We start from the raw sequence: 22,988 nt of genomic DNA, 5'->3' as shown, positions 1-22,988 counted from the left end.
GGCGCAGTCAGGTAGCGCGCCGCTGGGGCTTCAGTCAGCCGCGGCTGCGGCGCGCAGGTCGGCGGCGCGCTGCTCGCCCAGATAGCGGGTGATTGCACGCCGCATCAGGTACAGCAACGGAATCAGGGCGATCGCAAAGCCCATCTTGTAGACATAGTTGACACTGCTGACCGCCAGGAACAGCGATGTCGGCCAGTGCTGCGGGCCGAGCACGAAGGCGATCCAGATCACCACGAAGCTGTCCACCAGCTGCGAGACTGCGGTGGAGCCCGTTGCACGCAGCCATACATGGCGCTCGCCGGTGGCCTGGCGGATGCGATGGAACACCGCCACGTCGATCAGCTGGCCGAACAGGAACGCCACCAGCGATCCCGCGATGGTCCACATGCCCTGTCCGAACACCGCCGCGAACGCGGCCTGGTAATCGGGCACGCCGTGGGCATCCATCGAGGTCACCCACCAGCTGGCCGGTGCCAGCGAGATCGCAGCGAAGGCGAACAGGAAACCGTAGGCGATCAGCACCACCGCCAGCCACGAGATGAAACGCACCCCGCGCTTGCCGAAGAATTCGTTGATGGTGTCGGTCATGATGAACACCACCGGCCACAGCAGCGTGCCGGCGGTGAAACTCAACGAGCCGGTCTGGCCGAACAGGTTCCAGTTCAGCGGATCGATGCCGAGGGTGTCTTCCAGGGCGAAGATCTTCACCCCGATCAGTTCGGCCAGTACCGCGTTGCCACAGAAGAACGCGGCCAGCACGATGAACAGCAGAACCGCGCGGTCCTGCAGCGGGCGCGCGTGCGACGCCTCGCTCATTCGGAACGATCGCCAGCGCGGGTGAACGGAACGCTGGAGGGCGCGACTGCACCGCCGGAAATGATGAAGCTCATCGCCTGGTCCACCGTCCAGTCGGTCGGGGTGAGCAGCTCGACGGGCACGATCTCCAGATAGCCCGAGGTCGGGTTCGGCGTGGTGGGCACGTAGACGGCGGCCAGTTCGCGGTCGGTGCCCTGTTCCTTGATGACCCGGGTGACCAGGCCGACCGATTTCATGTCGCGATGCGGGAAGTCGATCAGCACCACGCGCTGGGTGCTGCCCGGCTCGGTCTGCAGCATGTCCAGCAGCTTCTTGGCGCTGTCATAGATGATGCTGGCCAGCGGAATGCGCTTGATGATCGCACCGACCCAGCGCAGCAGGCGCTGGCCGACCACGCGTCGGCTGGCCACGCCCACCGCCAGGATCACCAGCAGGGTGGCCAGCAGGGCGATGGTGTTCTGGATCCATTCGGCGCGGACCCAGCCGAGGTAATGCGGGAAGTTGGTCGCGATCTGTTCGGACAGCGGCACCACCAGTGGGCTGGAAATGCCCGACAGCAGCACGAACACGAATTTGACCACCACCCAGGTCAGCCAGATCGGCAACAGGGTCAGCAGGCCGGTCAGGAACAGGCGCTGCAGGGAGGGGCGAGGAACCAGGGCGGGGGCTTCGAGCGACATGCGCGCATTGTAGCGGTCGCGGCCGCTCGTTTACGCTGTCCGTTGGCAGTGCTGGCCATGCAGGGAAAGGATGCTGTGTTGAAGATGCTGCGGTGGTTTGGCTGGGCAATGCTGGCCCTGGTGGTGATGGCCGTCGCGGCATGGCTGCTGTCGAGGTTCTGGCCGTTGTCGGCCGCCCAGCGGGAAGACAGGCGTCTGCTTGAGGCCGTGCAACCCAACGAAGGTCGCAACGGCTTCGCCCTGCTGTGGACGCTGCCCTTCGATGGGCTGGACCAGGCCCAGCGTGAGGCTGCGTTGGCCGACGATCTGCAGCGCTGGAAGGCCTCGCCATCGCAGGCGTCGCACGCCTCGTTGCTGGCGGCCGGGCACGCACCGTTGACTCTGGATGGGGCAGGTCGTTGTGCCGTCGGGCCCGTCGGCTGCCTGGCACAGGTGCGCGCTGATCCGCAGCGCTTCGCTGACGCCCACGCCGAGCATGCCGGCCTGCACCAGCGACTGGCGCGGATGGTGGACTACGATCGTTTCGATTCCCCGTTCCAGCCCTTCGAAAGCGAACTCCTGCCACTACCGGCGTACACGCCGCTGTTGGATGGCACCAGTGCGCAGGCACTGGCCTATCTGCAGGGCGATGTTGCCGGTGCCGTCGAGGCAGGCTGCAGATCGGTTCGGTTCGGGCGGCGGATGATGCGCACCGGCAGCACGCTGGTGGACAGCATGATGGGTGCCGCCGTGGTGAGGTCCCATGCTGCATTGCTGGGCGACATGCTGGTCGAGCAATCGCCCGATTACGTGCTGCCCGCCTCCTGCGAGGCGGCGCTGCAGCCGCTGGACGCCGACGAGCAGAGCCTGTGCCAAGCGATGCAGGGCGAATTTGCGATGAACAAGGCCGCCATCGAGGCGTCCACGCAGACAGCAGGTAGCCGTCTGCTGCTGGATCGCGACCACACCCTGGCCCGCATTGCCGGCAATTTCGGCTGGGCGTGCCGCCCCGCTGCAGCAAAGGCGCTGGCAGCCGATGTCCCGCTCCTTGTCCCGCCATCGCCCCGATGGGACGTGGGCTGCGTGGCCAATCCGCTGGGATGCACATTGAGCGCCATCGCCGGGCCGTCCTACGCACAGTACGCGGCGCGCAGCCAGGACGCAGCGGCGATGATCCGCCTGCTTGGCGCGCAGCGCTGGCTGCGGCAACAGCCCGAAGCGCCCGCAGAGGCACTGGTGCGGTTGCCCGCACAATGGCGTTCGGACACCCGCGCGCCACAACTGTCTGCCGACGGTCGCCACCTGCAGGTATTGCGGCGTGGACCGGCGCGCGAAGGAGAGGGCCCGTATCTGTCGATGCCGTTGCGGGAGGGCTGACCCGGGCTCAGCCGCCGTCGCCGAGTGGATTGAACGCCCAGCCATCGCCAACGCTGTCCAGCGTCCAGCGCCTGCGGTCACCCAGGGTCTGCCAGCGCACCTGTTCCTTGTCGTCCTGCATGCTGCCTTCGGTCAGCTTCACCTTGCCGGTGGAGAAGTTCACGCTGAGGCCCTCGGTCTGTCCGGAATTGCGCATCATCGAGTCGCGGTCGTAGCCGATCAGCGCGAAGTCGCCTTCCTGCCAGCGGAACGTGAACGTGGTGGTGCTCGTTGACCAGCTGCCCGCGCTGGAGAACGAGTACAGCCCCACCCGCAGTGCGCCGCGCTGGATCGACACGCCGGTGCCTTCGGCCAGCGCATCGCTGAGCACGGGCGAGTCCGGCCGTGGAATGAGCGTTTGGTTCTGCGCGGCCAGCACATAACCGGACGGTCGCTCAAAGGCGACGGCGAGGATGCGCGGGTTGCTGTCATACGGCGACGGCCCGAACCCATCGTGCTCGATGATGTTGCGCGGATCCTGCTGGCGCAGCACCAGCGCAAGGTCGGCGCGCCCATCCTGGTCGAGGTCGCCTTCGATCCTGTATTCCAGCGCCCAGCCGGCAGGTACGAACCCCTCGGCCGTAGCGGCGTGCGCCGGCAGGGAGGGATAGCGCACCGGCGGCACGTCCAGTGCGCTGGCTGCGAAGGGGAGGGCGGTCAGCGCCGCAGCAAGGACGAAAAGGCGCATTGCAGCCTCCATGGCAGGGCTGCAGAGGATAGCGGGGCGCCAGCCGGCCCGCTTTACCGTGCGTGTGGCTTCAAGCGCACATAGACCTGCTTGCGTACCTGCGCGACGACCTCGCCGGCTTCGTCGACCACGTCGTTGCTGAACCAGCGCAGCACTTTTTCGCCACCGGCCGCCGCCGTACGCAGTTCATCCAACAGGGCGTCGTCGATGCGGAAGGACGTGCGTACTGTGCCGCGGCCGGGCTTGAGGAAATCGATCGCACCTGCGCGATCCCAGACGTAATAGTCACGGCCCAGGGTGTGCATCAGACCCAGCATCCAGAACGGATCGGTCATCGCGAACAGGCTGCCGCCGAAGTGGGTGCCGACGTAGTTGCGGTTCCAGGGACGCAGGCGCAGTTCCACGTCGATCTGCCGGTAGTCGGGGGTGATCCGGGTGACATGGATGCCGGTGAACAGGAACGGTGGCCACAGATTGATGCCGAAGCGGAACGTGCTGGCTTTCATGCGGGAACCGGGCAGGGGGCGGGGCCCCAGTCTAACCATTCGCATGCGTATGTTGTAGCCCGTGGCATCCACATCAGGCCTGCCGGCCGCTATGGCCCGGGCGTGCCGCCGTCGATCACATAGCCGTCGCGGCCATTGTCCTTGGCCCGGTAAAGCGCGTTGTCGGCGCCTTCGACGAAATGATGCGGTTGCAGGTCGCTGTCCGGCACACGGGTGTAGACGCCGATGGTCAGGGTGACACCCGTGTCGCTGCCATCGCCGGGCGGCGGCAGGGCGCGTATGCAGGAGATCAGGTCTTCGATTACCTGCCGTGCGCCTTCAACCGGGGTGTCGGGCAGCACCAGTGCGAACTCGTCGCCGCCGTAGCGGGCGGCCATGTCACGGGGGCGCCGGGCATGCGCCTGGATCAGGCGGGCCACTTCGCACAACACGCGATCGCCGACCTGATGCCCATGACGATCGTTGTGGTGCTTGAAGTGGTCGACATCGATCAGGGCCAGGGTCAGTGGCTTGCCACTGCGGCGCGCCGCATCACATTCCTGTTGCAGCGATTGTTCGAAGCGCAGGCGGTTGCCCAGCCCGGTCAGCGCATCACGGTTGGCCTGGCGGTGCCAGGAGGCGATCCGCCAGGTCGCCCACGCCGTCAGCACCAGCACGATGCCGAGCAGGGCGCTGGCCGGCGCCCACCAGAGGCTGCCAGTGCGCAGCAGCAGCCAGCTCAGCAGCGGCGCGGCGGGCAGCGAGCACAGGGCAACCACCCAGGGCAGGCGCAGCCCGAGCAGCAGCACGCACATTGCCACCAGCATGCCGGCCAGGGTGTCCTGCCAGGCGCGGGGTAACACGTCTATCTGCTTGTCCTGCAACAGCATCGAGGCGATGTTGGCCTGGTACTCGCTAGCGCTCATCCAGTATTCGCGGGTGGTGGGTGTCAACAGGCGGAGGGCGATGCCACTGGCCGTCATGCCCACCACGATGCGCCTGCCACGCAGCATCGAGGCATCCACGCGCCCTTCCAGCACATCGGCGTAGGACACCTGTGGCAAGCGTTCCGGTGGCCCGGCATAACGTACGCGCACGTAATCATTGCGGCGCCATTGATAGGGCGAGTCCAGCGCCGGGTCGGGGTCGGGCAGGCCGTGTGCGCGTTGCGGCGGCAGATCGGTCAACGCCAGGCCCAGCGCCGGCCAGTGCGCCTGGCCGATGCCGGCATGCAGGTAAACCCCTCGGGCGACACCATCGCCGTCGACTTCAACATCGCTATGGCCCATGGCGGCAGCGCTGGCAGCAATCAGCGGGATCGGCAGCATCTCCTCGGCCATGCGGTCGCCGGCCGCCGGCGCGGCCAGCACCGGTAGCACCACGCGGCCGTTGCGACGGATCGCCGCGGCCAGCTCGGCGTCCTGGCGTGCATCGCGGCGGTCGGGCTCGGACAGCATGAGGTCCAGCGCGACGCGCTCGGCACCAGCGTCGGTCAGGCGGTCCAGCAGGCGGGCATGCACCGAGCGCGGCCACGGCCACTGACCCAGCCGCTGCAGGCTGCCCTCGTCGATGGCGACGATCAGCACGCTGGGGTCGGGGCGGTAATCCCAGCTGCCGACCATCAGGTCGTACGCCGTTTCATCCTGCCGCCACAGCCACTGGCCGTGGCTGACCACCGTAGTCGCGGCACCCGCCAGCAGGGCCAGCAGGATGCGTCGCGACCACGGCAGCGGCGAGCGCCTCACAGCAACAGCCACAGCAGCAGGACACCGCCGCCCGCGCCGTAGCACAGGCGGCATGGCAGCTTGACCTGTTGGGCAGGCGAGAACGGGCCGGCGTGGCCGTCGTCGTCGATGTACTGCACACGGATGTGCAGCGTGCCGCGCCACGGGCGCTTGAGGCTGACCTGCGGTTCGTCAACGGTGCTATCGATCAGCGGCGCGCTGAAATCACCGCGACGATCGACCTGCACCCGGTACCGCTGCCCATCGCTTCCCGCTTGCCAGCGCAGAGTCAGCTCGCCATTGGTGGCTTCGGGCGGCTGTAGCGCCGGATCCACCGGTTCATTGCTCAGTTGCAGTGTCAGTGCCTGGCCATAGCGACCCTGATGGCCCTGGCCATCACGCGAAGCGATCCGCCAGTAGTACTGGCCGGGAGGCAGCGGCTCGCCCAAGCGCAGGTCGGTGCCATCGGTGCTCTGCTCGCGCAGCGGCTGCAGGAACTGCGGTTCGTCGGCCACCTGCAGCACACTGCTGCTGGCACCGGGCGCCTGGCTCCAGTGGAAGCGCGGCCGGTCGCTGTTGACCGTCTGCCCCTGCACCGGGGAAAGGGTCAGCGGCGGTGGCGGCTGGTCGCCGAGGAGGAAATCCTCGCTGGCATCGAGACCTTCCACTCCCTGCGCATCCACTGCACGCAGCAGCAGGCGCAGCGCTCCCGGCGGCAGCTCGCCGATCACCAGTCCGGTGTCGGTGGTGGTGGCCGCAAACAACAGGATTTCCGGGGTGGCGGCCTGCACGACTTCTACCCGGTAGTGATCGGCACCCGTCACCGGCTCCCAGGCGAGTTGGGCCGGCAAGGCGCCCAGGCGGGTCGAATCGGCACGCAGGTGCGGTGCCGGCAGTAGACCGGAAACCGCTTCGGGTGCCGTTCCGCTGCTCGCGCTGCGGCTGGCCTGGCCGGGCTGTACCAGGCGCTGGCCATGCGGGTTGCCGACCTGCACCTTGCCTTCCAGTACTTCGGTGGCGCCGGCCTGGGCGTCATCGCCGGCACTGACCCGGAACACGGTGCCGCGCACGCTGCTGGTGGCCGTCGGTGCATCGATGATGTAGCGAGAGGCTGGCCCGCGCGCAGGGGTGACCCGGTTGCTGGCGCGCCCCTGCTGCAGGCGCAGGCGGGTATCGACCATGCCGGTGCGGCCATAGCGGCTGAGCTGGTCCAGGCGCAGGCGTGAGTACTCGCGCAGCTGCAACCGCGAGGCGTCGGCAAATTCAAGGGTGATGCTGGAGTCGGCCTTGGTCTGGATCGCATCGCCGATGTGCAGCTGCTCGCCGGCGCGCACGGCGCGGCTGCTGCTGCCATCGGCCGCGCTCAGTTCAACCTGGCCACGCACGGCGAGTACCCGCGCCGGGGCGGGTTCAACGCGCAGCCAGCCGATCGGGAAGCGCAGCAGCTCACCCGGCGACAGCCGGTACGGATTATCGATGCGGTTGTGCTGCTGCAGCTGCTGCCAGCCCACGCTCGGCTTGAGGTAGGCAGCGCCCAGGTCCCACAGGGTATCGCCGGGGCGGACCCGGTAGTTCCAGTCCTGCGCGCCGGCGAGCGCCGGCAACAGGCAGAGGGCACACAACAGTGCGCGCAGGAAAAGGATGATGAAAGACGACGAGCGGCCAACGGTCACGGAATGCAGTCCCGGCAAAGCGGGGGCGCAGCTGCAAGACCCCATGGCCCCGACCTCATCCCCCCGAACGGATCGTGGCGGCCCTGGAGGCCACCATCGCGGGCATTATTGCCCGCGTTCAGTGCAGGGATTCTGAACGGTGCCGTTGCCGTTCAGAACAGCAGGGAGGCCATCCGGCGCCGCGAGCGGCCTACCAGGTCTTCGTCGGCGATGACGTTGAAGGCATCGATCAGCGCCTTGCGCGGCAGTCCTTCCTGGAAGCCGCGGTCGATCCGCAGCATCTCCAGGAACTGTTCCAATGCAGCTTCATCCTCGCCGGCCAGCAGCAGCTGTACGCCGCGCAGGTGACGCGCCTGCAGATCCTTGCCGTCGGCGGCGATGCGCGCCTCCAGCACCTCGGCGGGCGGGGCGTCCTTCAGCGCGGCGGCGAAGGAGAGCCGGGCGCGGCCACGCACGGCGCGGTCGTCGGTGGCCAGGTTGGCGGGCAGGGCATCGATCAGGGTGCCGGCTTCGTCCACGCCGCCGACCTGCAGCAGCGCGAGGGCCAGGTCGAGCTTCAGCTCATCCTTGTCCGGCTCGGCGGCGATCTGCGCGCGCAGTACGTCCACCTGTGCCTGTGGGTCCAGCGGGGCCTCGTCCTCGGCAATGGTGTCGCCGATATCGGCTGGCACGACGCCGTGCTGGGCCAGGAATTCACGCAGCTGGCCTTCCGGCAGGGCGCCGGGAAAGCCGTCCACCAGCTGCCCACCCTTGACCAGGAACACGGTGGGCACCGAACGGATCTGGAAGGCCGCAGCGATCTGCTGTTCCTTGTCAACATCGACCTTGGCCAGCTCGAAGGCGCCGTTGTATTCGCCGGCCAGCTTCTCCAGCATCGGGCCGAGGGTCTTGCACGGTTCGCACCAGGTCGCCCAGAAGTCCACCAGGACCGGCGTCTGCAGCGACTTCTGCAGCACTTCCGCCTCGAAGGTAGCGGTGGTGGCGTCGAATACGTAGGTCGTCTCGGTCATGGGGCATCGTTCGGCATCTGGAGACCGATTCTATGGTGACGAACCATGTCGGTCTCAACCCTGCGGTCATACCCATCGTGAAATCCCGGACAGCTTGGCGCAGGTGCCGCCTGCCGCGACAATGTCCTGATGTTCTTCTGAAGAGTGGCTGCGATGTCCGTGGTTCGGCTGGATCGTTGGGTGGGCGTGCTCGCCGCAGCCCTGTTCGTGCTGTCGGTGGCCGGCTTCGGTGCGGCGCTGCCGGACTATTCGCAGGCACTGCATCCGGTGACCTGGCTGGGCGCGCACGGCATTCCCCATGCGCTGGGTTTCAACCTGCTGGGCCTGGTGCTGCCGGGTGCGCTGGCGGTGGTCGTGGCCGAGCGCCTGCGCCGGCAACTGCCGGTGGACGCCGCCTGGACGGCACGCGTGGGCAGCCAGATGCTGCTGCTGGCTGCGCTTGCCTTCATCGCGATGGGCCTGCTGCCGCTGGATTTCGAGGACCAGATGGACATGCAGGGCCCGGCCAGCAAGCTGCACGCCAGCGTGTGGATGGTCTGGGCGCTGGCCTTTGTCGCCGGCAGCGTGATGCTGGGGGCGGCACGACTGCGGCATTCCGGCGGGCGCAGGCTGGGCCTGCTGGCGCTGGCCTGCGGGATCGGCGCCGGCCTGCTGGCGTTCGGCCTGCCGGGTGTACTGCCGGCGGCGCTGGCGCAGCGGCTGGCCTTTGCCTGCTGGGCGGTGTGGCTGGCCCTGGCCCTGCCCCTGTCGCGCAGGCGCTGAGACGGTTTCTGCTGCCTCGCCGCGCACCGGCCCGGCAGGCAGGATTGGAGCCATTTGCCGCACTGCGGTACGCTGTACCGCTTTGCCGCCGCAACCGCGTGTTACATGACCAGCGTCGAACCCAACGTTTACGATCCGCAGCAGGTTGAATCCGCCGCCCAGCAGTACTGGGATGCTACCCGTGCCTTCGAGGTCGATGAAGCCTCGGACAAGCCGAAGTACTACTGCCTGTCGATGCTTCCGTATCCGTCCGGTGCGCTGCACATGGGCCACGTGCGCAATTACACGATCGGCGACGTGATCAGCCGCTACAAGCGCATGACCGGCCACAACGTGCTGCAGCCGATGGGCTGGGACGCGTTCGGCCTGCCGGCGGAAAACGCCGCGATCAAGAACAAGACCGCGCCGGCGGCCTGGACCTACAAGAACATCGACCACATGCGCAGCCAGCTGCAGTCGCTGGGCTATGCCATCGACTGGTCGCGCGAGTTCGCCACCTGCCGCCCGGACTATTACGTCCACGAGCAGCGCATGTTCACCCGCCTGATGCGCAAGGGCCTGGCTTACCGCCGCAACGCGGTGGTGAACTGGGACCCGGTCGACCAGACCGTGCTGGCCAACGAGCAGGTCATCGATGGCCGTGGCTGGCGCTCTGGCGCGCTGGTGGAAAAGCGCGAGATCCCGCAGTGGTTCCTGCGCATCACCGACTACGCCCAGGAACTGCTGGACGGCCTGGATGAGCTGGACGGCTGGCCGGACTCGGTCAAGACCATGCAGCGCAACTGGATCGGTCGCTCCGAAGGCCTGGAAATCCAGTTCGACGTGCGTGACGTCGATGGCGCCGCACTGGATCCGCTGCGCGTGTTCACCACCCGCCCGGATACCGTGATGGGCGTGACCTTCGTGTCGATCGCCGGCGAACATCCGCTGGCGCTGCATGCCGCGAAGAACAACCCGGAACTGGCTGCGCTGCTGTCGGAAATGAAGCAGGGCGGCGTGTCCGAGGCCGAGCTGGAGACCCAGGAAAAGCGCGGCATGGATACCGGCCTGCGCGCCGTGCATCCGGTTACCGGTGCCCAGGTGCCGGTGTGGGTCGCCAACTTCGTGCTGATGGGCTACGGCACCGGCGCGGTGATGGCCGTACCGGGTCACGACCAGCGCGACAATGAATTCGCCAACAAGTACAACCTGCCGATCCGCCAGGTCATCGCGCTGAAGTCGCTGCGCAAGGACGAAGGCGCCTACGACGCGACGCGCTGGCAGGACTGGTACGGCGACAAGACCCGCGAGACCGAACTGGTCAACTCCGAAGAGTTCGACGGCCTCGACTTCCAGGGCGCCTTCGAGGCGCTGGCCGAACGGTTCGAGCGCAAGGCCCAGGGCCAGCGCCGGGTCAACTACCGTCTGCGCGACTGGGGCGTGAGTCGCCAGCGCTACTGGGGTTGCCCGATTCCGGTGATCTACTGCGACAAGTGTGGCGCGGTGCCGGTGCCGGAAGACCAGCTGCCGGTGGTGCTGCCTGAAGACGTGGCGTTCGCCGGTACCGGTTCGCCGATCAAGACCGATCCGGAATGGCGCAAGACCACCTGCCCGGAATGCGGCGGCGCGGCCGAGCGTGAGACCGACACCTTCGATACCTTCATGGAGTCGAGCTGGTACTACGCCCGCTACACCTCGCCGGGTGCCCGCGATGCGGTCGACAAGCGCGGCAACTACTGGCTGCCGGTCGACCAGTACATCGGTGGCATCGAGCACGCGATCCTGCACCTGATGTATTTCCGCTTCTACCACAAGCTGCTGCGCGACGCGCGGATGGTGGACAGCAACGAGCCTGCGCGCAACCTGCTGTGCCAGGGCATGGTGATCGCCGAGACCTACTACCGCCCGAACCCGGACGGCTCGAAGGACTGGATCAATCCGGCCGATGTGGACGTGCAGCGCGACGAGCGCGGCCGCATCACCGGCGCCACCCTGATCGCCGACGGCCAGCCTGTGGTGGTCGGTGGTACCGAGAAGATGTCCAAGTCGAAGAACAACGGCGTGGACCCGCAGGCGATGGTCGGCAAGTACGGCGCCGACACCGTGCGCCTGTTCTCGATGTTCGCTGCACCGCCGGAACAGTCGCTGGAATGGAACGAAGCCGGCGTGGACGGCATGGCCCGCTTCCTGCGCCGTCTGTGGGCACAGGTGCAGAAGCACGCTGCCGACGGTGCCGCACCGGTGCTCGACGCGGCCGCGCTGGATGCCAGCCAGAAGGCCCTGCGCCGCAAGACCCACGAGACCATCGGCAAGGTCGGTGACGACTACGGCCGTCGTCACAGCTTCAACACCGCCATTGCCGCGGTGATGGAGCTGATGAACGCACTGGCCAAGTTTGAGGACGGCAGTGAACAGGGGCGCGCCGTGCGCCAGGAAGCGCTGCAGGCCATCGTGCTGCTGCTCAACCCGATCACCCCGCATGCCAGCCACGCCCTGTGGCAGGTGCTGGGCCATGGCGAAACGCTGCTGGAAGACCAGCCGTTCCCGCAGGCCGACAGCAGCGCGCTGGTACGCGATGCGCTGACCCTGGCGGTACAGGTCAACGGCAAGCTGCGTGGCACCATTGAGGTCGCCGCCGACGCCGCGCGTGAGCAGGTTGAAGCGCTGGCCCTGGCCGAGCCGAACGCGGCCAAGTTCCTGGAAGGCCTGGCGGTGCGCAAGATCATCATCGTCCCCGGCAAGATCGTGAACATCGTCGCTGCCTGATGTACCCGGCACCGGCCGCCATCCTGGTGGCCGGTGCGTTGTCGCCACGCCGGGCGTGCCCGGCCGATGGCCCTGCATTCACGCGGCCTCGGGCACCCTGTCTGTTGCCGTGATCGCCCGGCTCCGCCAGACTGTCTCCATGACCCGAATCCTGCTTGCCCTCGTTCTCGTCCTCGGCCTCGCCGGCTGTGGTTTCCACCTGCGCAACAAGCTGATGCTGCCGACCGATACGGCGCCGGTGAAGGTGGTATCCACCGCGCCCTACAGCGAGCTGGTCAAGCTGTTGAACCGCAGCCTGCTGGCCTCCGGTGCGCGCTTGGCCGATGAGGACAGCAAGGGCCCCAATGCCCAGCTGCAGGTCCTGTCCGAACGCTGGGGCGACCTGCCCATCGCGATCGACTCGCAGGGCCGCGCACAGGAATACAGCCTGCGCTATGCGGTGATCTTCATCTTCCGCCGCGAAGACGGCAGCGAGCTGGTGCCGCAGCAGGTGATCGAACTGTCGCGCGACTACGTGTCGCCACCGACCGACGCCACCGGTACCACCACCGAACGCGAGATCCTGGCCGATGAACTGCGCCGGGAAATGTCGGCCTCGATCATCCGTCGCATCGACAGCGTGGTCCGCGCCGAGCTGGAAAAGGGCGGCAGCCTGTCGGCGCCGAAGCCGGTCGAGCACGATCCGGTCGAGCCCGCACCCGCCGTCAAGCACTGAGCCGGGCGCCTGATGGAACTGCGACCGGAACAGCTGGCCGGGCAGGGCGCTGACACGGCGCTGGCGCCGGTCTATCTGATCGCCGGTCCGGAAACACTGAGAGTGCTGGAGGCAGCCGACGCCGTGCGGGCCCGTGCACGCGCGGCCGGCATCGACGAGCGCGAAGTGTTCGATGCCGATGGCCGCGATTTCGACTGGAACCAGCTCGACGCGAGTTTCCACGCCCCCAGCCTGTTCAGCGCCCGCCGCCTGGTGGAAGTGCGCCTGCCCAGTGGCAAGCCGGGCAAGGAAGGTGGCGAGGTGATCAGCCAGTTCTGCGCCAATCCGGCGCCGGACGTGATCCTGATGATCACCACCAATGAATGGAGCAAGGCCCACCAGGGCAAATGGGCCGAGGCGGTGAACCGTGTCGGCGTGTTGTCGGTGGCCTGGGCGATCAAGCCACATGAGCTGCCGGACTGGATCGAACGGCGCCTGCGCAGCAGAAGCCTGCGCGCCGAGCCTGCCGCCGTGCAGCGCTTGGCCGAGCGCGTGGAAGGCAATCTGCTGGCCGCAGCGCAGGAGATCGACAAGCTCGCACTGCTGGCCGATGGCCAGACCCTGGACGTGGAACGGATGGAATCGCTGGTGGCTGATGCCGCCCGCTACGACGTGTTCCGGCTGGTGGAGGCGACGTTCTCCGGCCAGCCACAGGCCGTGCTGAGGATGCTGGCCGGTCTGCGCGGCGAAGGCGAGGCCGTGGCCGCGCTGATGCCGATCGTGATCCGCGAACTGCTGGCCGGTGCCGGCCTGGCGCGGGTACAGGCACGTGGCGGCAATCTGGCTGCGGAGATGAAATTCCGCGGTATCTGGGAATCGCGGCAGGCACCCTACAAGCGTGCGCTGCAGCGGCATCCGGAAGGCAAGCGCTGGGAGCGTTTCGTGGCCGAAGCAGGGCTGGTTGACCGCATCGCCAAGGGGCGCGCCGACGGCGACGCCTGGCTCGCGCTTGAGCGCCTGCTGGTGGCGGTGGCCGAGGCACGCGCGGTGCGGCTGCTCGCCCGGGCCTGATCCATGAGCCTGCGGATCTATTACGGGGGCACCTTCGACCCGGTGCATCTGGGCCATCTGGCGATCGCGCGCGCTGCGCGCGATGAACTGCAGGTGGCGGTGCGGATGCTGCCTGCTGCCGACCCGCCGCACCGCGCGGTGCCGGGCGCGACCGCCGAACAACGCTGCACCATGCTCGGCCTGGCCATCGGCGATGAACCGGGCCTGCTGCTGGATCGCCGTGAGCTGGATCGGGCGGCGCGCTTTCCCGGCAGGCCGTCCTATACCGTCGATACCCTGCGCGAACTGCGGGCCGAACTTGGCCCCAGCCGCCCGCTGGCGTGGCTGGTGGGGGCCGACAGCCTGCTGGGCCTGCCCAGCTGGCATGAGTGGCAGTCGCTGTTCGGGCTGGCCCATTTCATCGTCGCCGAGCGTCCGGGCAGTCCGCTGCGGGCCAGCGTCGACGGCGCGCTGGGTCTGGCCACCGAGGGGCGCTGGGCCGACAACGAGCAGGCCCTGTTTGCCAGCCCGGCCGGCCGCATCCTGCGCCTGCACCACCCGCTGCGCGAGGAATCGGCCAGTGCCGTGCGCGCCCAGATCGCCGCGGGCGGCCCCTGGCGGGCCATGCTGGCACCGGCGGTGGCCGACTATGTTTCTGGCCACGGCCTGTACCGCTCCGCCACCTCGTGAATACCGTTGCCGCGATGTGGCCGTATAATCGCCCCCACGTTTATCGAGTCGACCCGCTTTGAGCAACCAGACCCAGCCCCAGACCATCAAGGTCGATCTGCCCAGCCCCGCGCCCTCCGTGCCGGAACTGCTGGCCAGCGTCCGTCAAGCCACCGAAGACCTGAAGGCCAAGGACCCGGTCGAGATCGACGTACGCGGCAAGTCCAGCGTCGCCGACTACATGGTGGTCGTGTCGGGTACTTCGACCCGCCATGTGAAGTCCATCGCCGACGAGGTCGTACGCTTCGCCAAGAAGATCGACGTCATGCCGCTGGGTGTCGAAGGCGAGCGTGAAGCCGAATGGGTGCTGGTCGACCTGGGCGACGTCATCGTGCACGTGATGCTGCCGCGCGTGCGCGAGTTCTATGCGCTTGAGCGCCTGTGGACCGTTGGCGACCAGCCGCCGTCCTACGACGACGACGAAGTGGCCTGAGCCATTCGTTGATGCGGTTTTCGACGGCGCCGATGGCGCCGTCGACGTTTTGGAGGAATGCTGATGAAAGCCCGCCTGATCGCCACCGGCGAACGCGCGCCCAGTTGGGTGGCGCAGGGGTTTGCCGAGTACCAGAAGCGGCTCTCGCACTGGTTGCCCTTTGAGCTGGTCGAGATCGAGCCCGGCCTGCGCGGCAAAGGGCGGGACGCACGCCGCGCCACCGAAGACGAAGGCAAGCGGGTGATCGCTGCGTTGCCGAAGAATGCCTATGTCGTTGCACTTGACGTGCCGGGCCGCCAGCTCAGTTCCGAACAACTGGCGCAGCGCCTGGAGCACTGGCGCGGACAGGGCAGGGACCTGGCGTTCCTGATCGGCGGGCCGGAAGGCCATTCGCCGGAAGTGTCTGCATTGGCCGATGAAAAGTGGTCGATCGGCCCGCTGACGCTGCCGCACATGCTGGTGCGGCTGGTGGTGGCCGAGCAGTTGTATCGCGCCGCTGCGATGTTGGCCAATCACCCCTACCATCGCGCGTGAAGAGTCGTTATACTGGCGGTCTGCCCGAATAGCTCAGCCGGTTAGAGCACTTGACTGTTAATCAGGGGGTCGTTGGTTCGAGTCCAACTTCGGGCGCCACTTTCAAGAGGCCTGCATCGCAAGATGCAGGCCTTTTTTGTTGCGTCGTGCCGTGCAGTCGCGTGCGGCGGTAGATCCACGTCATGCGTGGATGCATTGCGCGCGATTTTTCGAGCGGACTCGACTCTACACTGCAGCTCCATCACGTGGATGTTGACGATGCGCGCGTTTCGCTTTGCATTTCTCCTGCTGATGGTCCTGCTGCCATTTACCGCATCTGCCGACGCGCCAACCACTTGGCAACCGTCGGCCGGTACCACTGAATTTCCTCTCTGGCCCGATGGCCAGGTGATGGCGCCGCCGAAGCTGAAAGGCCCCGAGCAGGTCAGCGAAACCGTCTCCAAGGCCAGCGGCGAGCACTGGAGGATGCTGCAGAACGTAGCCGTTCCCACGCTCACCGTGTTCCCGGCGAAAGGCACCCCGAACGGCACCGCAGTGATGGTGATACCGGGCGGTGGCTACAACGTGCTGGCGATGGACCTGGAAGGCAGCGAGATCTGCGATTGGCTGACCGCACAAGGCATCACCTGCGCGCTGCTGAAGTATCGCGTACCGGCCTCGGGACCAAACTGGAATCGCGAATGCAACTGCCGCGACATTCCGGCCGTGCCGATGGCATTGCAGGATGCGCAACGGGCAATGGGCCTGCTGCGTGCGCAGGCCGCGCACTGGAACATCGATCCGCAACGGTTGGGCGTGATCGGCTTCTCGGCCGGCGGCCATGTGGTGGCCGGGTTGAGCACGCATGCGCAGCGCAGCTATGTACCGCTGGATGCGGCGGATGCGCAGTCCAGCCGGCCGGATTTCGCGATGCTGCTGTATCCGGGGCATCTCTGGGTACGCAAGGATGACTCGCTGGAAAAAGACATCGTGGTCGATGCCAAGGTGCCGCCGACATTCATCGTGCAGGCCGCCGATGATCCGACGGACGATGTCCGTCACGCATTGACCTATCAGCGCGCACTGATCGACGCCGGCGTGCCGGTTGAAATGCATCTGTTCGCGCGCGGCGGCCACGCGTTCGGCCTGCGCCTGAAAGATGCGCCGGTGTCGGCATGGCCCAGCCTGGCCGAACGCTGGATGCACGACATCGGCATGCTGCCGAAACGCGCGTTGTAGAGCCGAGCCATGCTCGGCTGCCTGCGCGAAGCCGAGCGCGGGCTCGGCTCTACAGCGTCAGCTGGCCTTTCCAGAATGCCACCAGCGTTGTGATCGCCACCACCAGGATCGCGCTGAACAATACCCACTCCCAGCGCGTGAAAATCCGCTCGCCGCGCTGTTGCCGGGTCAACGCGTACAGCACCACGCCCGGCACATACAGCAGCACCGACAGCAGCAGGTTGTCCAGGCCACCGGCATACACCAGCCATAGCGCATAGACGCTGGCCAGCAGTGCGACGATGAAGTCGCGCCAGCGGGCGCCGGCCGCGCTGGCGTACGCCTCACCCTGCCAGGCCAGCTTCACGCCGAACGCGCTGGACAGGAAGTACGGCACCAGGCTCATCGACGCCGCCAGCAGCACCAGACTGGTGTAGCTGCCCGAATTGAACAGCACCAGCAGCAGGAACAGCTGGATCAGTCCGTTGCTCAGCCACAGCGCATTGGCAGGTACGCCGCGCGCGTTCTCGCGGCCGAGAAACGCCGGCATCGTGCCATCCCCAGCGGCGGCAAACAGCACTTCGGCGCACAGCAGCACCCACGCCAGCAGTGCACCCAGTACCGAGACGATCGAGCCGATGATGATCACCGTTGCGCCCCATTCGCCAACGATCGCACGCAGCACATAGGCCATCGAGGGATTGGGCAGGCCCGCCAGCTCGGCCTGCGACAGCACGCCCATCGACAGCAGGCTGACCAGCACCAGCAGCAGCCACACGCCGATGAAACCGATCACGGTGGCGCGGCCGACATCGGCGCGTCGTGTGGCCCGGCGCGAGTAGATGCTGGCGCCTTCGATGCCGATGAACACCCACACGGTGACCAGCATCATTCCGCGCAGCTGTTGACCCATGTCCCCCAGCGCGGGAGCGCCGAAGAAGTCGGCGCGGAACACGTCCATGCGGAATGCACCGGCAGCCAGAACCAGGAACAGCGCGATCGGCACCAGCTTGGCCACGGTGACCAGGCCATTGATGATCGCGGCGGTACGCAGGCCGCGCAGCACCAGCAGGTGCACGGTCCACAGCAACACGGACGATGCGGCGATCGCGGCGGGAGTATTGCCTTCGCCGAACACCGGCGCGAAGTGGCCGAGGCCGCTGAAGATCAGTACGAAGAAGCTGGCGTTGCCGAGCACCGAAGCGACCCAGTAGCCCCAGGCCGCAGAGAATCCGATGTAGTTGCCGAAGCCTGCGCGCGCATACGCATAGATGCCGGTGTCCAGGTCGGGGCGACGATTGGCCAGGGCCTGGAACACGAAGGCGAGCATCAGCATGCCGGCGCCGCTCACTGCCCAGCCGATCAGCGCGGCGGCCGGGCCGGCGCTGCGCGCCACGTTCTGCGGCAGCGAGAAGATGCCGGCACCGACCATCGAGCCGACCACCAGTGCGGTCAGTGCGGCCAGGCCAAGGCGTTGGTTGGAAGAGGGCATCACCCGCGTCGCAGCTTTCGGGGTGACCATGATGGACGCTGTCGCGTGCGGAAAAAAGCAAAGGCCCGGGCGTGAGCCCGGGCCTTTGCGTTGAAGCGACTTCCAGGATCAGTTGAAGGTGTACTTGGCACCAACGGTGAAGTAACGGCCAATCGCACCGCTGAAGTGCAGCGGGTTGTAGTTCACGCCACCGTAGGTGGTCGGATCCAGCGGGGCGATGCGGTCGAACACGTTCTGCACCGAAGCGTTCAGCTCGAAGGCTTCGGTGATGTTCCAGCGGCCGGACAGGTCGAAGGTGGTGAACGAAGAGATCTTGGTGACGTCGGTACCGTCGGCGTAGGCGAACTGGTAAGAGCCCTCCGGACCACGGAAGTCCTTGTTTTCCATCTTCGAGATGTAGTTGGCAACGCCGCTGACGCTCCAGCTGCCCTGCTTCCAGGTGGTGCCGAAGTTGATGCGGTCCTTCGGCGTGCCGATGCAGTTGGTCACATCGCAGTTGCCATGAGTGCCGGCGTAATCCCTCGTGACATCGGCATCGGTGCGCTCGAACTTCAGCACGTGGCTCCACTGCAGGTCCATTTCCAGCTGACCCGGGCCAATGTCAAAGGTCTGGCGGATATCGGTATCGATGCCGCGCACGCGGGTCGATGCAGCGTTGATGTACTGCGTGTTCACCGCCAGGATGCTGCCGGTGCCGGCAACGCCGTTGAGCAGGTTGTTGTCGCGCAGCACGTTGCCTGCCGCGATTGCAGCACCCGTGTCGCCCTGGGCGATTTCATTGGTGCGTTTGATCTGCCAGGCGTCGACGGTCAGCGAGGTGGAGGAGGTCGGCTGCAGCACGATGCCCACCGAATAGCTCTTGGACTCCTCCGGCTTCAGGTCCTTGTTCGGGCGGGTGATGATGGCGACCGGCAGGGCGCCGCAATCGTCGTCCGTTGCACCGGGGGCCGGATTGCCGCCCGGGCAGCGCACAGGGTCGGCGGCATTGGAGAACGCTGCCAGGCCGCCATCGCCGTTTTCAGCCGGATTGGGGGCACGGAAGCCTTCTGCATAGCTGCCACGGAGCGCGATCCAGTCGGCCGGGGTCCACTTGATACCGACCTTGGGCGTGGCCTTGCCTTCGCCGCTTTCGTACTTGTCGTAGCGCATGGCGGCCGACAGTTCCAGCTGCTCCAGCACCGGCGCCGACAGTTCGACATAGCCGGCATACACGTTCTGGGTGCCGTCGTAGGCCGAGTAGCCCAGGCCGATGATGTCACCCTGGTCGGTGTAGGTCTGCGGGGTCAGGCTGTTGCTGGTCTTGCGCCACTCGGTGCCCATCGCCAGGCCCAGCGGGCCACCCTTCAGATCCATCAGGCTGCGCGACACGGTGAAGTCGAACATGTCCAGGCTGGACTTGGCGCGTGCACTGATCTGCGGCGAGATGTAGTCGTACAGTGCCTGCGAATTGAGGTTGGCATTGTCGCCGATGCGCCACACACCGCCGGCACAGTTCGGATTGCCCAGTGCGCACTGCACGGCACTGTAACGCAGGAAGCCGGTGCGCTTGTTGACCAGATCGGTGCCGGAGTGCAGGTAGGCGGTGTCGTAGCTCCAGTCGCCCCAGTTGCCCTTGATGCCGACCAGGAACCGGTTGAACTCGTTGGTGTTGTTGGTCACGCGCGGACCGACATCCCACGCCGAATAGCGCAGGCGCGAGGCCTGGCCCGGGATCGGATTGTCCGGATGGTTCGGGCCAAGCACCGTTGCCCCGTCGCCGCTGTTCGCGTTGACCGGGCCGCCGGGATAGCCCCAGCCGCCGGAGACACCCGACGGCGTGTTGCTGAAGGTCGTTTCCTTCTTCGAGTAGCCGATTTCGGTGTAGACCTCACCGCCCTCGCCAAAAGCGAAGCTTGCACGGCCGAACACGTTGACGTACTTCTCTTCCGGAGTGAGGTCACGATACAGCTGGTTCGGATCCCACAGGCACCCTTGGGCCTGTGCGGTGGCCTCGGTCTGGCCGGGGATCGTGGTCAGGCCGGCGCAGCCCGGCAGCGCGACCAGGAAGGCGGGATTGTCTTCATCTACATTGCGGTCGTCATACACCGCGCCGGTGGGGCCCACGCCGCCGCGGGTGCGCCCGGACAGGAAGGCGCCGCCCAGGAACTGGGCATTGTTGCCGTAGCCCCACGGACGGATATCGCCGGTGCCGATCCACTTGCGGTTCTTGCGGTCACTGATCTTGATGGCGTCGGTCTTGGCGACATCCAGGCTGAAGAACGCATTCCAGCCGTCGGTGGCCAGATCGCCGGTACCGGCGGTCAGGGTGGCCTTCTTGGCATTGCCGTCGCCATCACCGGAGGTGCCGTAGGAGGCACGCAGGATCGCGCCCTGGAAGTCGCTGCGCAGGATGATGTTGACCACGCCGGCGATGGCATCGGAACCATAGATCGCCGAGGCGCCGTCCTTCAGCACTTCCACGCGCTCGACGGCGTCGAGGGGAATGGTGCTGAGGTCGGTGAACACCTTCTGGCCGTCATCGGCCAGGCCGTAGGTGGCCATGCGGCGGCCGTTCAACAGCACCAGCGTCGAGCCGGCACCGAGGCCGCGCAGCGAAATGCCGGCGCCGCCACCGGCGAAGCCGTTGCCGAAGGTCTTGGGGATCGAACCTGAGCCGTCAGCGGTCAGGGTCTGCAGGTATTCGGCCACCGTGGTCTTGCCGGTGCGATCGATTTCCTGGCGGGTCACCACCTGCACCGGCGACGGTGTCTCGGTGTTGGTGCGCGGGATGTTCGAACCGGTGACCGTGATCCGGTCAAGGTTGGTGGCCTGTTCCTGTGCGAATGCAGAGGAGGAGGCCACGGCGCCGGCGAGCAGCAGGGCGCCACCGGTGAGGATATGGGTAATGGACGTTGCCAGGTGGTTGCGGCGGCGGCTGGCGGGCCGTTGGATCGGGTGTTTCACAGCTTCTCTCCTGACTGGAAAACTCGAGCATTGAGGGCTGTCTCCGGTGTGTCCCGGGACGCGTCAATCTAGGTTTCCGGCAGGTGACGGAGGTGTGAAGTTTTACTAAATTCGTAACGGTTTTCCAACGAAGTTCAAATAACCGGGCAGATTGGCCCTGTTCCGGCCCATTCACCGTTGTGGCCGGCCCGGCGCGCTGCCGGGCCGGCCTCTGACTCAGTGGGGCAGGGAGAACTGCACCGGCACCATGCCGATGGCCGGAACGGCCATGCCATCACGCTCGGCCGGCACGAAACGCCAGTGGCGCAGCACCTGCTGGCGCGCGGCCTGGTCCAGGCTGCGCGAGCCGCTGCTGCGTTCGATGCTGACATTCACCGGCTGGCCACTGGGGTCCACTTCCACCCGCAGCAGCACCGTGCCCTGCTCGTGGTTGCGCAGCGCCTGGATCGGGTAGCTGGGCGGCGGGTTGCTGCGGTACTGCAGCTGGGCACCGGCCAACGGCGTGGACGGGGCGATCGTCGGCGCCGTCTGCACCGCCGTCGGCTCGGCGGCCGGCAGGATGATGCCCTGGGCCTCCTCGACGGTGGCGGTAGGCGTCGGCAGCGGTGCGGGCACCGGCGTGGCCTGCCGCTTGTGCACCACCTCCACCTTTTCGGGTTCGGTCGGCAGCGGTACCGGCGGCTTGGGTTCTTCCTTAGGGATGAACCGGATCGTGGTCTGGTCGCGGGGAAGTGCGGTGACGGCCTGGTAGGTCGCCGGAATCAGCAACATCAGGAACGCAAGCAGATGCAGGGCGATGGCCGCACTCCAGGCGGCAACGCGGGCGGGATCGAAGTGCAGGGGTACTACGGGATACGTACGAACCATGGTCCACCTCCATGCCAGTGTTGAAGTCCTCAACGCACCAGGGCCGCCATCGGGGTTGCCGCACGCGGCTGGCAGTCAATCATTAGCGCGCCGCCTCCACCACTGCCTAGAGGCAGGGGCGGCAGCGTTGAGCTGGCCTTCATCTAGGCAGGCGCGCACGGCGGCGGCGGAAACGAAAACGGCGCCCCGCAGGGCGCCGTAGCAGGAAGCGGGCAGGGGCCTCAGCGGCCCAGTTCGAACACCACGTCCAGGTTCACCGAGACGGTCGACTCACCCGGGGCGACCGGAGTGGCCTTGTCCATGGCCATGCCGGCGGCCTGCGCACGCATCATCGGCATCGGGCGGAAACCGCCACCGGCGTTCTCGGAGATGCTGACAATGCGGCGCACCTGCAGGCCAAGCGACTTCGCATAGGTCTGGGCGCGGGCCTGGGCCTTCTTCAGTGCCGCCAGGCGGGCTTCGTCATAGACCGGTTCGGGCTGGTCGATCTCGAACTGCGGGCCGTTGATCTGGTTGGCGCCCTGCGCGGCCAGCGCGTCCAGCACCTTGCCGAGCTTGGCGATGTCGCGGACCTTCAGGCTGACGGTGTTGCTGGCCTGGTAGCCGGTGATCTTCGGTGCTTCGTTGTCGGCATAGCGGTACTGCGGGTTGAGGCTGACGCCGCTGGTCTGCACGTCGCGCTCGGCGATGCCGGCGGCCTTGATCGCGGCCAGTACCTTGTCCATCTGCTGGGCGTTCTGGCGCATGGCGCTGTTGCCGTCGGCGGCCTGGGTGACCACGCCGGCCGACAGGGTGGCGACGTCCGGCACGCGGGTGGCTTCGGCGTTGGCCGAGATGTTCAGCAGCGTGCCTTCGGCCGCTGCGGCGATCGACGGCGACGACGGGTCGGCATGGGCGGTCATCGAAGCTCCAAGAGCGAGGGACAGGGCAAGCAGCAGCGGGGTGGCGGTGCGGCGCATGGGATCTCCTTGTTGTGGCGGTGAGGGTGGTGTCGTAGCGATGAACGCGCTGTGAGTCCGTTCGGGGTTGCAGGCGCCGGGGAAGGATTGTCCGACGATTCAGGTACCGGCG

Annotated in this window: 20 protein-coding genes and 1 tRNA gene; 10 read left to right on the top strand and 11 right to left on the bottom strand. The window is 66.9% G+C overall.

Annotated elements, in window-relative coordinates; translation table 11 throughout:
* Positions 1-30: 30 nt before the first annotated feature.
* Together QOL57_RS07005 and QOL57_RS07000 are read right to left on the bottom strand one after the other, a co-directional pair.
* A complete protein-coding gene (locus QOL57_RS07005) occupies positions 31-816 on the bottom strand; it encodes a queuosine precursor transporter (RefSeq protein WP_089236384.1) in 786 nt (261 codons plus the stop codon).
* Positions 813-1,496: a DUF502 domain-containing protein gene (locus QOL57_RS07000; RefSeq protein ID WP_089236383.1), complete on the bottom strand. Its 684-nt coding sequence runs from the start codon at positions 1,494-1,496 to the stop codon at positions 813-815. Before QOL57_RS07000 ends, QOL57_RS07005 begins: the two co-directional genes overlap by 4 nt.
* 84 nt (positions 1,497-1,580) lie before the next feature.
* Here QOL57_RS07000 and QOL57_RS06995 point away from each other — a divergent pair, with 84 nt between their 5' ends.
* Positions 1,581-2,852: a hypothetical protein gene (locus tag QOL57_RS06995; protein WP_244900651.1), complete on the top strand. Its 1,272-nt coding sequence runs from the start codon at positions 1,581-1,583 to the stop codon at positions 2,850-2,852.
* A gap of 7 nt (positions 2,853-2,859) precedes the next feature.
* On the opposite strand, the gene QOL57_RS06990 is transcribed toward QOL57_RS06995, so the two are convergent.
* The 5 genes from QOL57_RS06990 to trxA all read right to left on the bottom strand — a co-directional run bounded on the left by QOL57_RS06990 (position 2,860) and on the right by trxA (position 8,471).
* Positions 2,860-3,579 (bottom strand): hypothetical protein, encoded by a 720-nt coding sequence (locus QOL57_RS06990; RefSeq protein WP_089236382.1) that lies wholly within the window; start codon positions 3,577-3,579, stop codon positions 2,860-2,862.
* Positions 3,580-3,632: 53 nt separating this feature from the next.
* The gene (locus QOL57_RS06985; protein ID WP_032975063.1) at positions 3,633-4,085 is read right to left on the bottom strand and encodes a DUF4442 domain-containing protein; all 453 of its coding nucleotides are present in this window, start codon (positions 4,083-4,085) and stop codon (positions 3,633-3,635) included.
* A gap of 89 nt (positions 4,086-4,174) precedes the next feature.
* Positions 4,175-5,809, bottom strand: a complete 1,635-nt coding sequence (locus tag QOL57_RS06980) for a CHASE2 domain-containing protein (protein WP_089236381.1) — start codon at positions 5,807-5,809, stop codon at positions 4,175-4,177.
* The gene (locus QOL57_RS06975; protein ID WP_089236380.1) at positions 5,806-7,506 is read right to left on the bottom strand and encodes a FecR domain-containing protein; all 1,701 of its coding nucleotides are present in this window, start codon (positions 7,504-7,506) and stop codon (positions 5,806-5,808) included. The genes QOL57_RS06980 and QOL57_RS06975 overlap by 4 nt, the downstream gene beginning before the upstream one ends.
* 107 nt (positions 7,507-7,613) lie before the next feature.
* A complete protein-coding gene (gene trxA / locus QOL57_RS06970) occupies positions 7,614-8,471 on the bottom strand; it encodes a thioredoxin (RefSeq protein WP_089236379.1) in 858 nt (285 codons plus the stop codon).
* Between the two features lie 153 nt (positions 8,472-8,624).
* Here trxA and QOL57_RS06965 point away from each other — a divergent pair, with 153 nt between their 5' ends.
* The 9 genes from QOL57_RS06965 (at position 8,625) to QOL57_RS06925 (ending at position 16,636) form a co-directional block, all read left to right on the top strand.
* Entirely contained in the window at positions 8,625-9,233 is a 609-nt protein-coding gene (locus QOL57_RS06965; protein WP_089236378.1) for a DUF998 domain-containing protein, read from the top strand.
* Positions 9,234-9,338: 105 nt separating this feature from the next.
* Complete coding sequence (gene leuS, locus QOL57_RS06960; RefSeq protein WP_089238039.1) at positions 9,339-11,978, top strand: leucine--tRNA ligase; 2,640 nt, start codon at positions 9,339-9,341, stop codon at positions 11,976-11,978.
* 139 nt (positions 11,979-12,117) lie between these two features.
* Complete coding sequence (lptE, locus tag QOL57_RS06955; RefSeq protein WP_089236377.1) at positions 12,118-12,693, top strand: LPS assembly lipoprotein LptE; 576 nt, start codon at positions 12,118-12,120, stop codon at positions 12,691-12,693.
* A 12-nt stretch (positions 12,694-12,705) separates the two neighbouring features.
* Positions 12,706-13,743 (top strand): DNA polymerase III subunit delta, encoded by a 1,038-nt coding sequence (gene holA, locus QOL57_RS06950; protein ID WP_089236376.1) that lies wholly within the window; start codon positions 12,706-12,708, stop codon positions 13,741-13,743.
* A gap of 3 nt (positions 13,744-13,746) precedes the next feature.
* Complete coding sequence (nadD, locus tag QOL57_RS06945; RefSeq protein ID WP_089236375.1) at positions 13,747-14,412, top strand: nicotinate-nucleotide adenylyltransferase; 666 nt, start codon at positions 13,747-13,749, stop codon at positions 14,410-14,412.
* A gap of 58 nt (positions 14,413-14,470) precedes the next feature.
* Positions 14,471-14,884, top strand: a complete 414-nt coding sequence (rsfS, locus tag QOL57_RS06940) for a ribosome silencing factor (protein WP_089236374.1) — start codon at positions 14,471-14,473, stop codon at positions 14,882-14,884.
* A 63-nt stretch (positions 14,885-14,947) separates the two neighbouring features.
* Complete coding sequence (rlmH, locus tag QOL57_RS06935) at positions 14,948-15,418, top strand: 23S rRNA (pseudouridine(1915)-N(3))-methyltransferase RlmH (protein WP_025879294.1); 471 nt, start codon at positions 14,948-14,950, stop codon at positions 15,416-15,418.
* 22 nt (positions 15,419-15,440) lie between these two features.
* Positions 15,441-15,517: transfer RNA gene (locus QOL57_RS06930), tRNA-Asn, on the top strand.
* 159 nt (positions 15,518-15,676) lie between these two features.
* Complete coding sequence (locus QOL57_RS06925) at positions 15,677-16,636, top strand: alpha/beta hydrolase (RefSeq protein WP_089236373.1); 960 nt, start codon at positions 15,677-15,679, stop codon at positions 16,634-16,636.
* 49 nt (positions 16,637-16,685) lie between these two features.
* Here the strand turns inward: QOL57_RS06925 and arcD are convergent, their stop codons facing one another.
* The 4 genes from arcD to QOL57_RS06905 form a co-directional block, all read right to left on the bottom strand.
* On the bottom strand, positions 16,686-18,107 hold the full coding sequence (arcD, locus tag QOL57_RS06920; RefSeq protein ID WP_089236372.1) for an arginine-ornithine antiporter: 1,422 nt from the start codon (positions 18,105-18,107) through the stop codon (positions 16,686-16,688).
* A 108-nt stretch (positions 18,108-18,215) separates the two neighbouring features.
* Positions 18,216-21,050 carry a TonB-dependent receptor gene (locus QOL57_RS06915; protein WP_089236371.1) on the bottom strand — a complete coding sequence of 945 codons (2,835 nt, stop codon included), beginning with the start codon at positions 21,048-21,050 and terminating at the stop codon, positions 18,216-18,218.
* Between the two features lie 216 nt (positions 21,051-21,266).
* Positions 21,267-21,917 (bottom strand): energy transducer TonB, encoded by a 651-nt coding sequence (locus tag QOL57_RS06910; RefSeq protein ID WP_089236370.1) that lies wholly within the window; start codon positions 21,915-21,917, stop codon positions 21,267-21,269.
* 221 nt (positions 21,918-22,138) lie between these two features.
* Positions 22,139-22,876 (bottom strand): SIMPL domain-containing protein, encoded by a 738-nt coding sequence (locus QOL57_RS06905; protein WP_025879289.1) that lies wholly within the window; start codon positions 22,874-22,876, stop codon positions 22,139-22,141.
* Positions 22,877-22,988 lie beyond the last annotated feature (112 nt).

This window comes from Stenotrophomonas sp. yr243, from assembly GCF_900184195.1.
GTDB classification, from domain to species: Bacteria; Pseudomonadota; Gammaproteobacteria; order Xanthomonadales; family Xanthomonadaceae; genus Stenotrophomonas; species Stenotrophomonas lactitubi.
This window is presented reverse-complemented; position numbering and strand designations above follow the sequence as displayed.

Excerpts from the sequence above, each read along its gene's own strand:
- QOL57_RS06905 (WP_025879289.1), bottom strand. The coding sequence starts at position 22,876 with ATGCGCCGCACCGCCACCCCGCTGCTGCTTGCCCTGTCCCTCGCTCTT.
- QOL57_RS06985 (WP_032975063.1), bottom strand. The coding sequence starts at position 4,085 with ATGAAAGCCAGCACGTTCCGCTTCGGCATCAATCTGTGGCCACCGTTC.
- arcD (WP_089236372.1), bottom strand. The coding sequence starts at position 18,107 with ATGCCCTCTTCCAACCAACGCCTTGGCCTGGCCGCACTGACCGCACTG.
- QOL57_RS06910 (WP_089236370.1), bottom strand. The coding sequence starts at position 21,917 with ATGGTTCGTACGTATCCCGTAGTACCCCTGCACTTCGATCCCGCCCGC.
- QOL57_RS06925 (WP_089236373.1), top strand. The coding sequence starts at position 15,677 with ATGCGCGCGTTTCGCTTTGCATTTCTCCTGCTGATGGTCCTGCTGCCA.
- lptE (WP_089236377.1), top strand. The coding sequence starts at position 12,118 with ATGACCCGAATCCTGCTTGCCCTCGTTCTCGTCCTCGGCCTCGCCGGC.
- rlmH (WP_025879294.1), top strand. The coding sequence starts at position 14,948 with ATGAAAGCCCGCCTGATCGCCACCGGCGAACGCGCGCCCAGTTGGGTG.
- leuS (WP_089238039.1), top strand. The coding sequence starts at position 9,339 with ATGACCAGCGTCGAACCCAACGTTTACGATCCGCAGCAGGTTGAATCC.
- trxA (WP_089236379.1), bottom strand. The coding sequence starts at position 8,471 with ATGACCGAGACGACCTACGTATTCGACGCCACCACCGCTACCTTCGAG.
- QOL57_RS06975 (WP_089236380.1), bottom strand. The coding sequence starts at position 7,506 with ATGGGGTCTTGCAGCTGCGCCCCCGCTTTGCCGGGACTGCATTCCGTG.
- nadD (WP_089236375.1), top strand. The coding sequence starts at position 13,747 with ATGAGCCTGCGGATCTATTACGGGGGCACCTTCGACCCGGTGCATCTG.
- QOL57_RS07005 (WP_089236384.1), bottom strand. The coding sequence starts at position 816 with ATGAGCGAGGCGTCGCACGCGCGCCCGCTGCAGGACCGCGCGGTTCTG.
- QOL57_RS06995 (WP_244900651.1), top strand. The coding sequence starts at position 1,581 with ATGCTGCGGTGGTTTGGCTGGGCAATGCTGGCCCTGGTGGTGATGGCC.
- QOL57_RS07000 (WP_089236383.1), bottom strand. The coding sequence starts at position 1,496 with ATGTCGCTCGAAGCCCCCGCCCTGGTTCCTCGCCCCTCCCTGCAGCGC.
- QOL57_RS06990 (WP_089236382.1), bottom strand. The coding sequence starts at position 3,579 with ATGCGCCTTTTCGTCCTTGCTGCGGCGCTGACCGCCCTCCCCTTCGCA.
- QOL57_RS06965 (WP_089236378.1), top strand. The coding sequence starts at position 8,625 with ATGTCCGTGGTTCGGCTGGATCGTTGGGTGGGCGTGCTCGCCGCAGCC.
- holA (WP_089236376.1), top strand. The coding sequence starts at position 12,706 with ATGGAACTGCGACCGGAACAGCTGGCCGGGCAGGGCGCTGACACGGCG.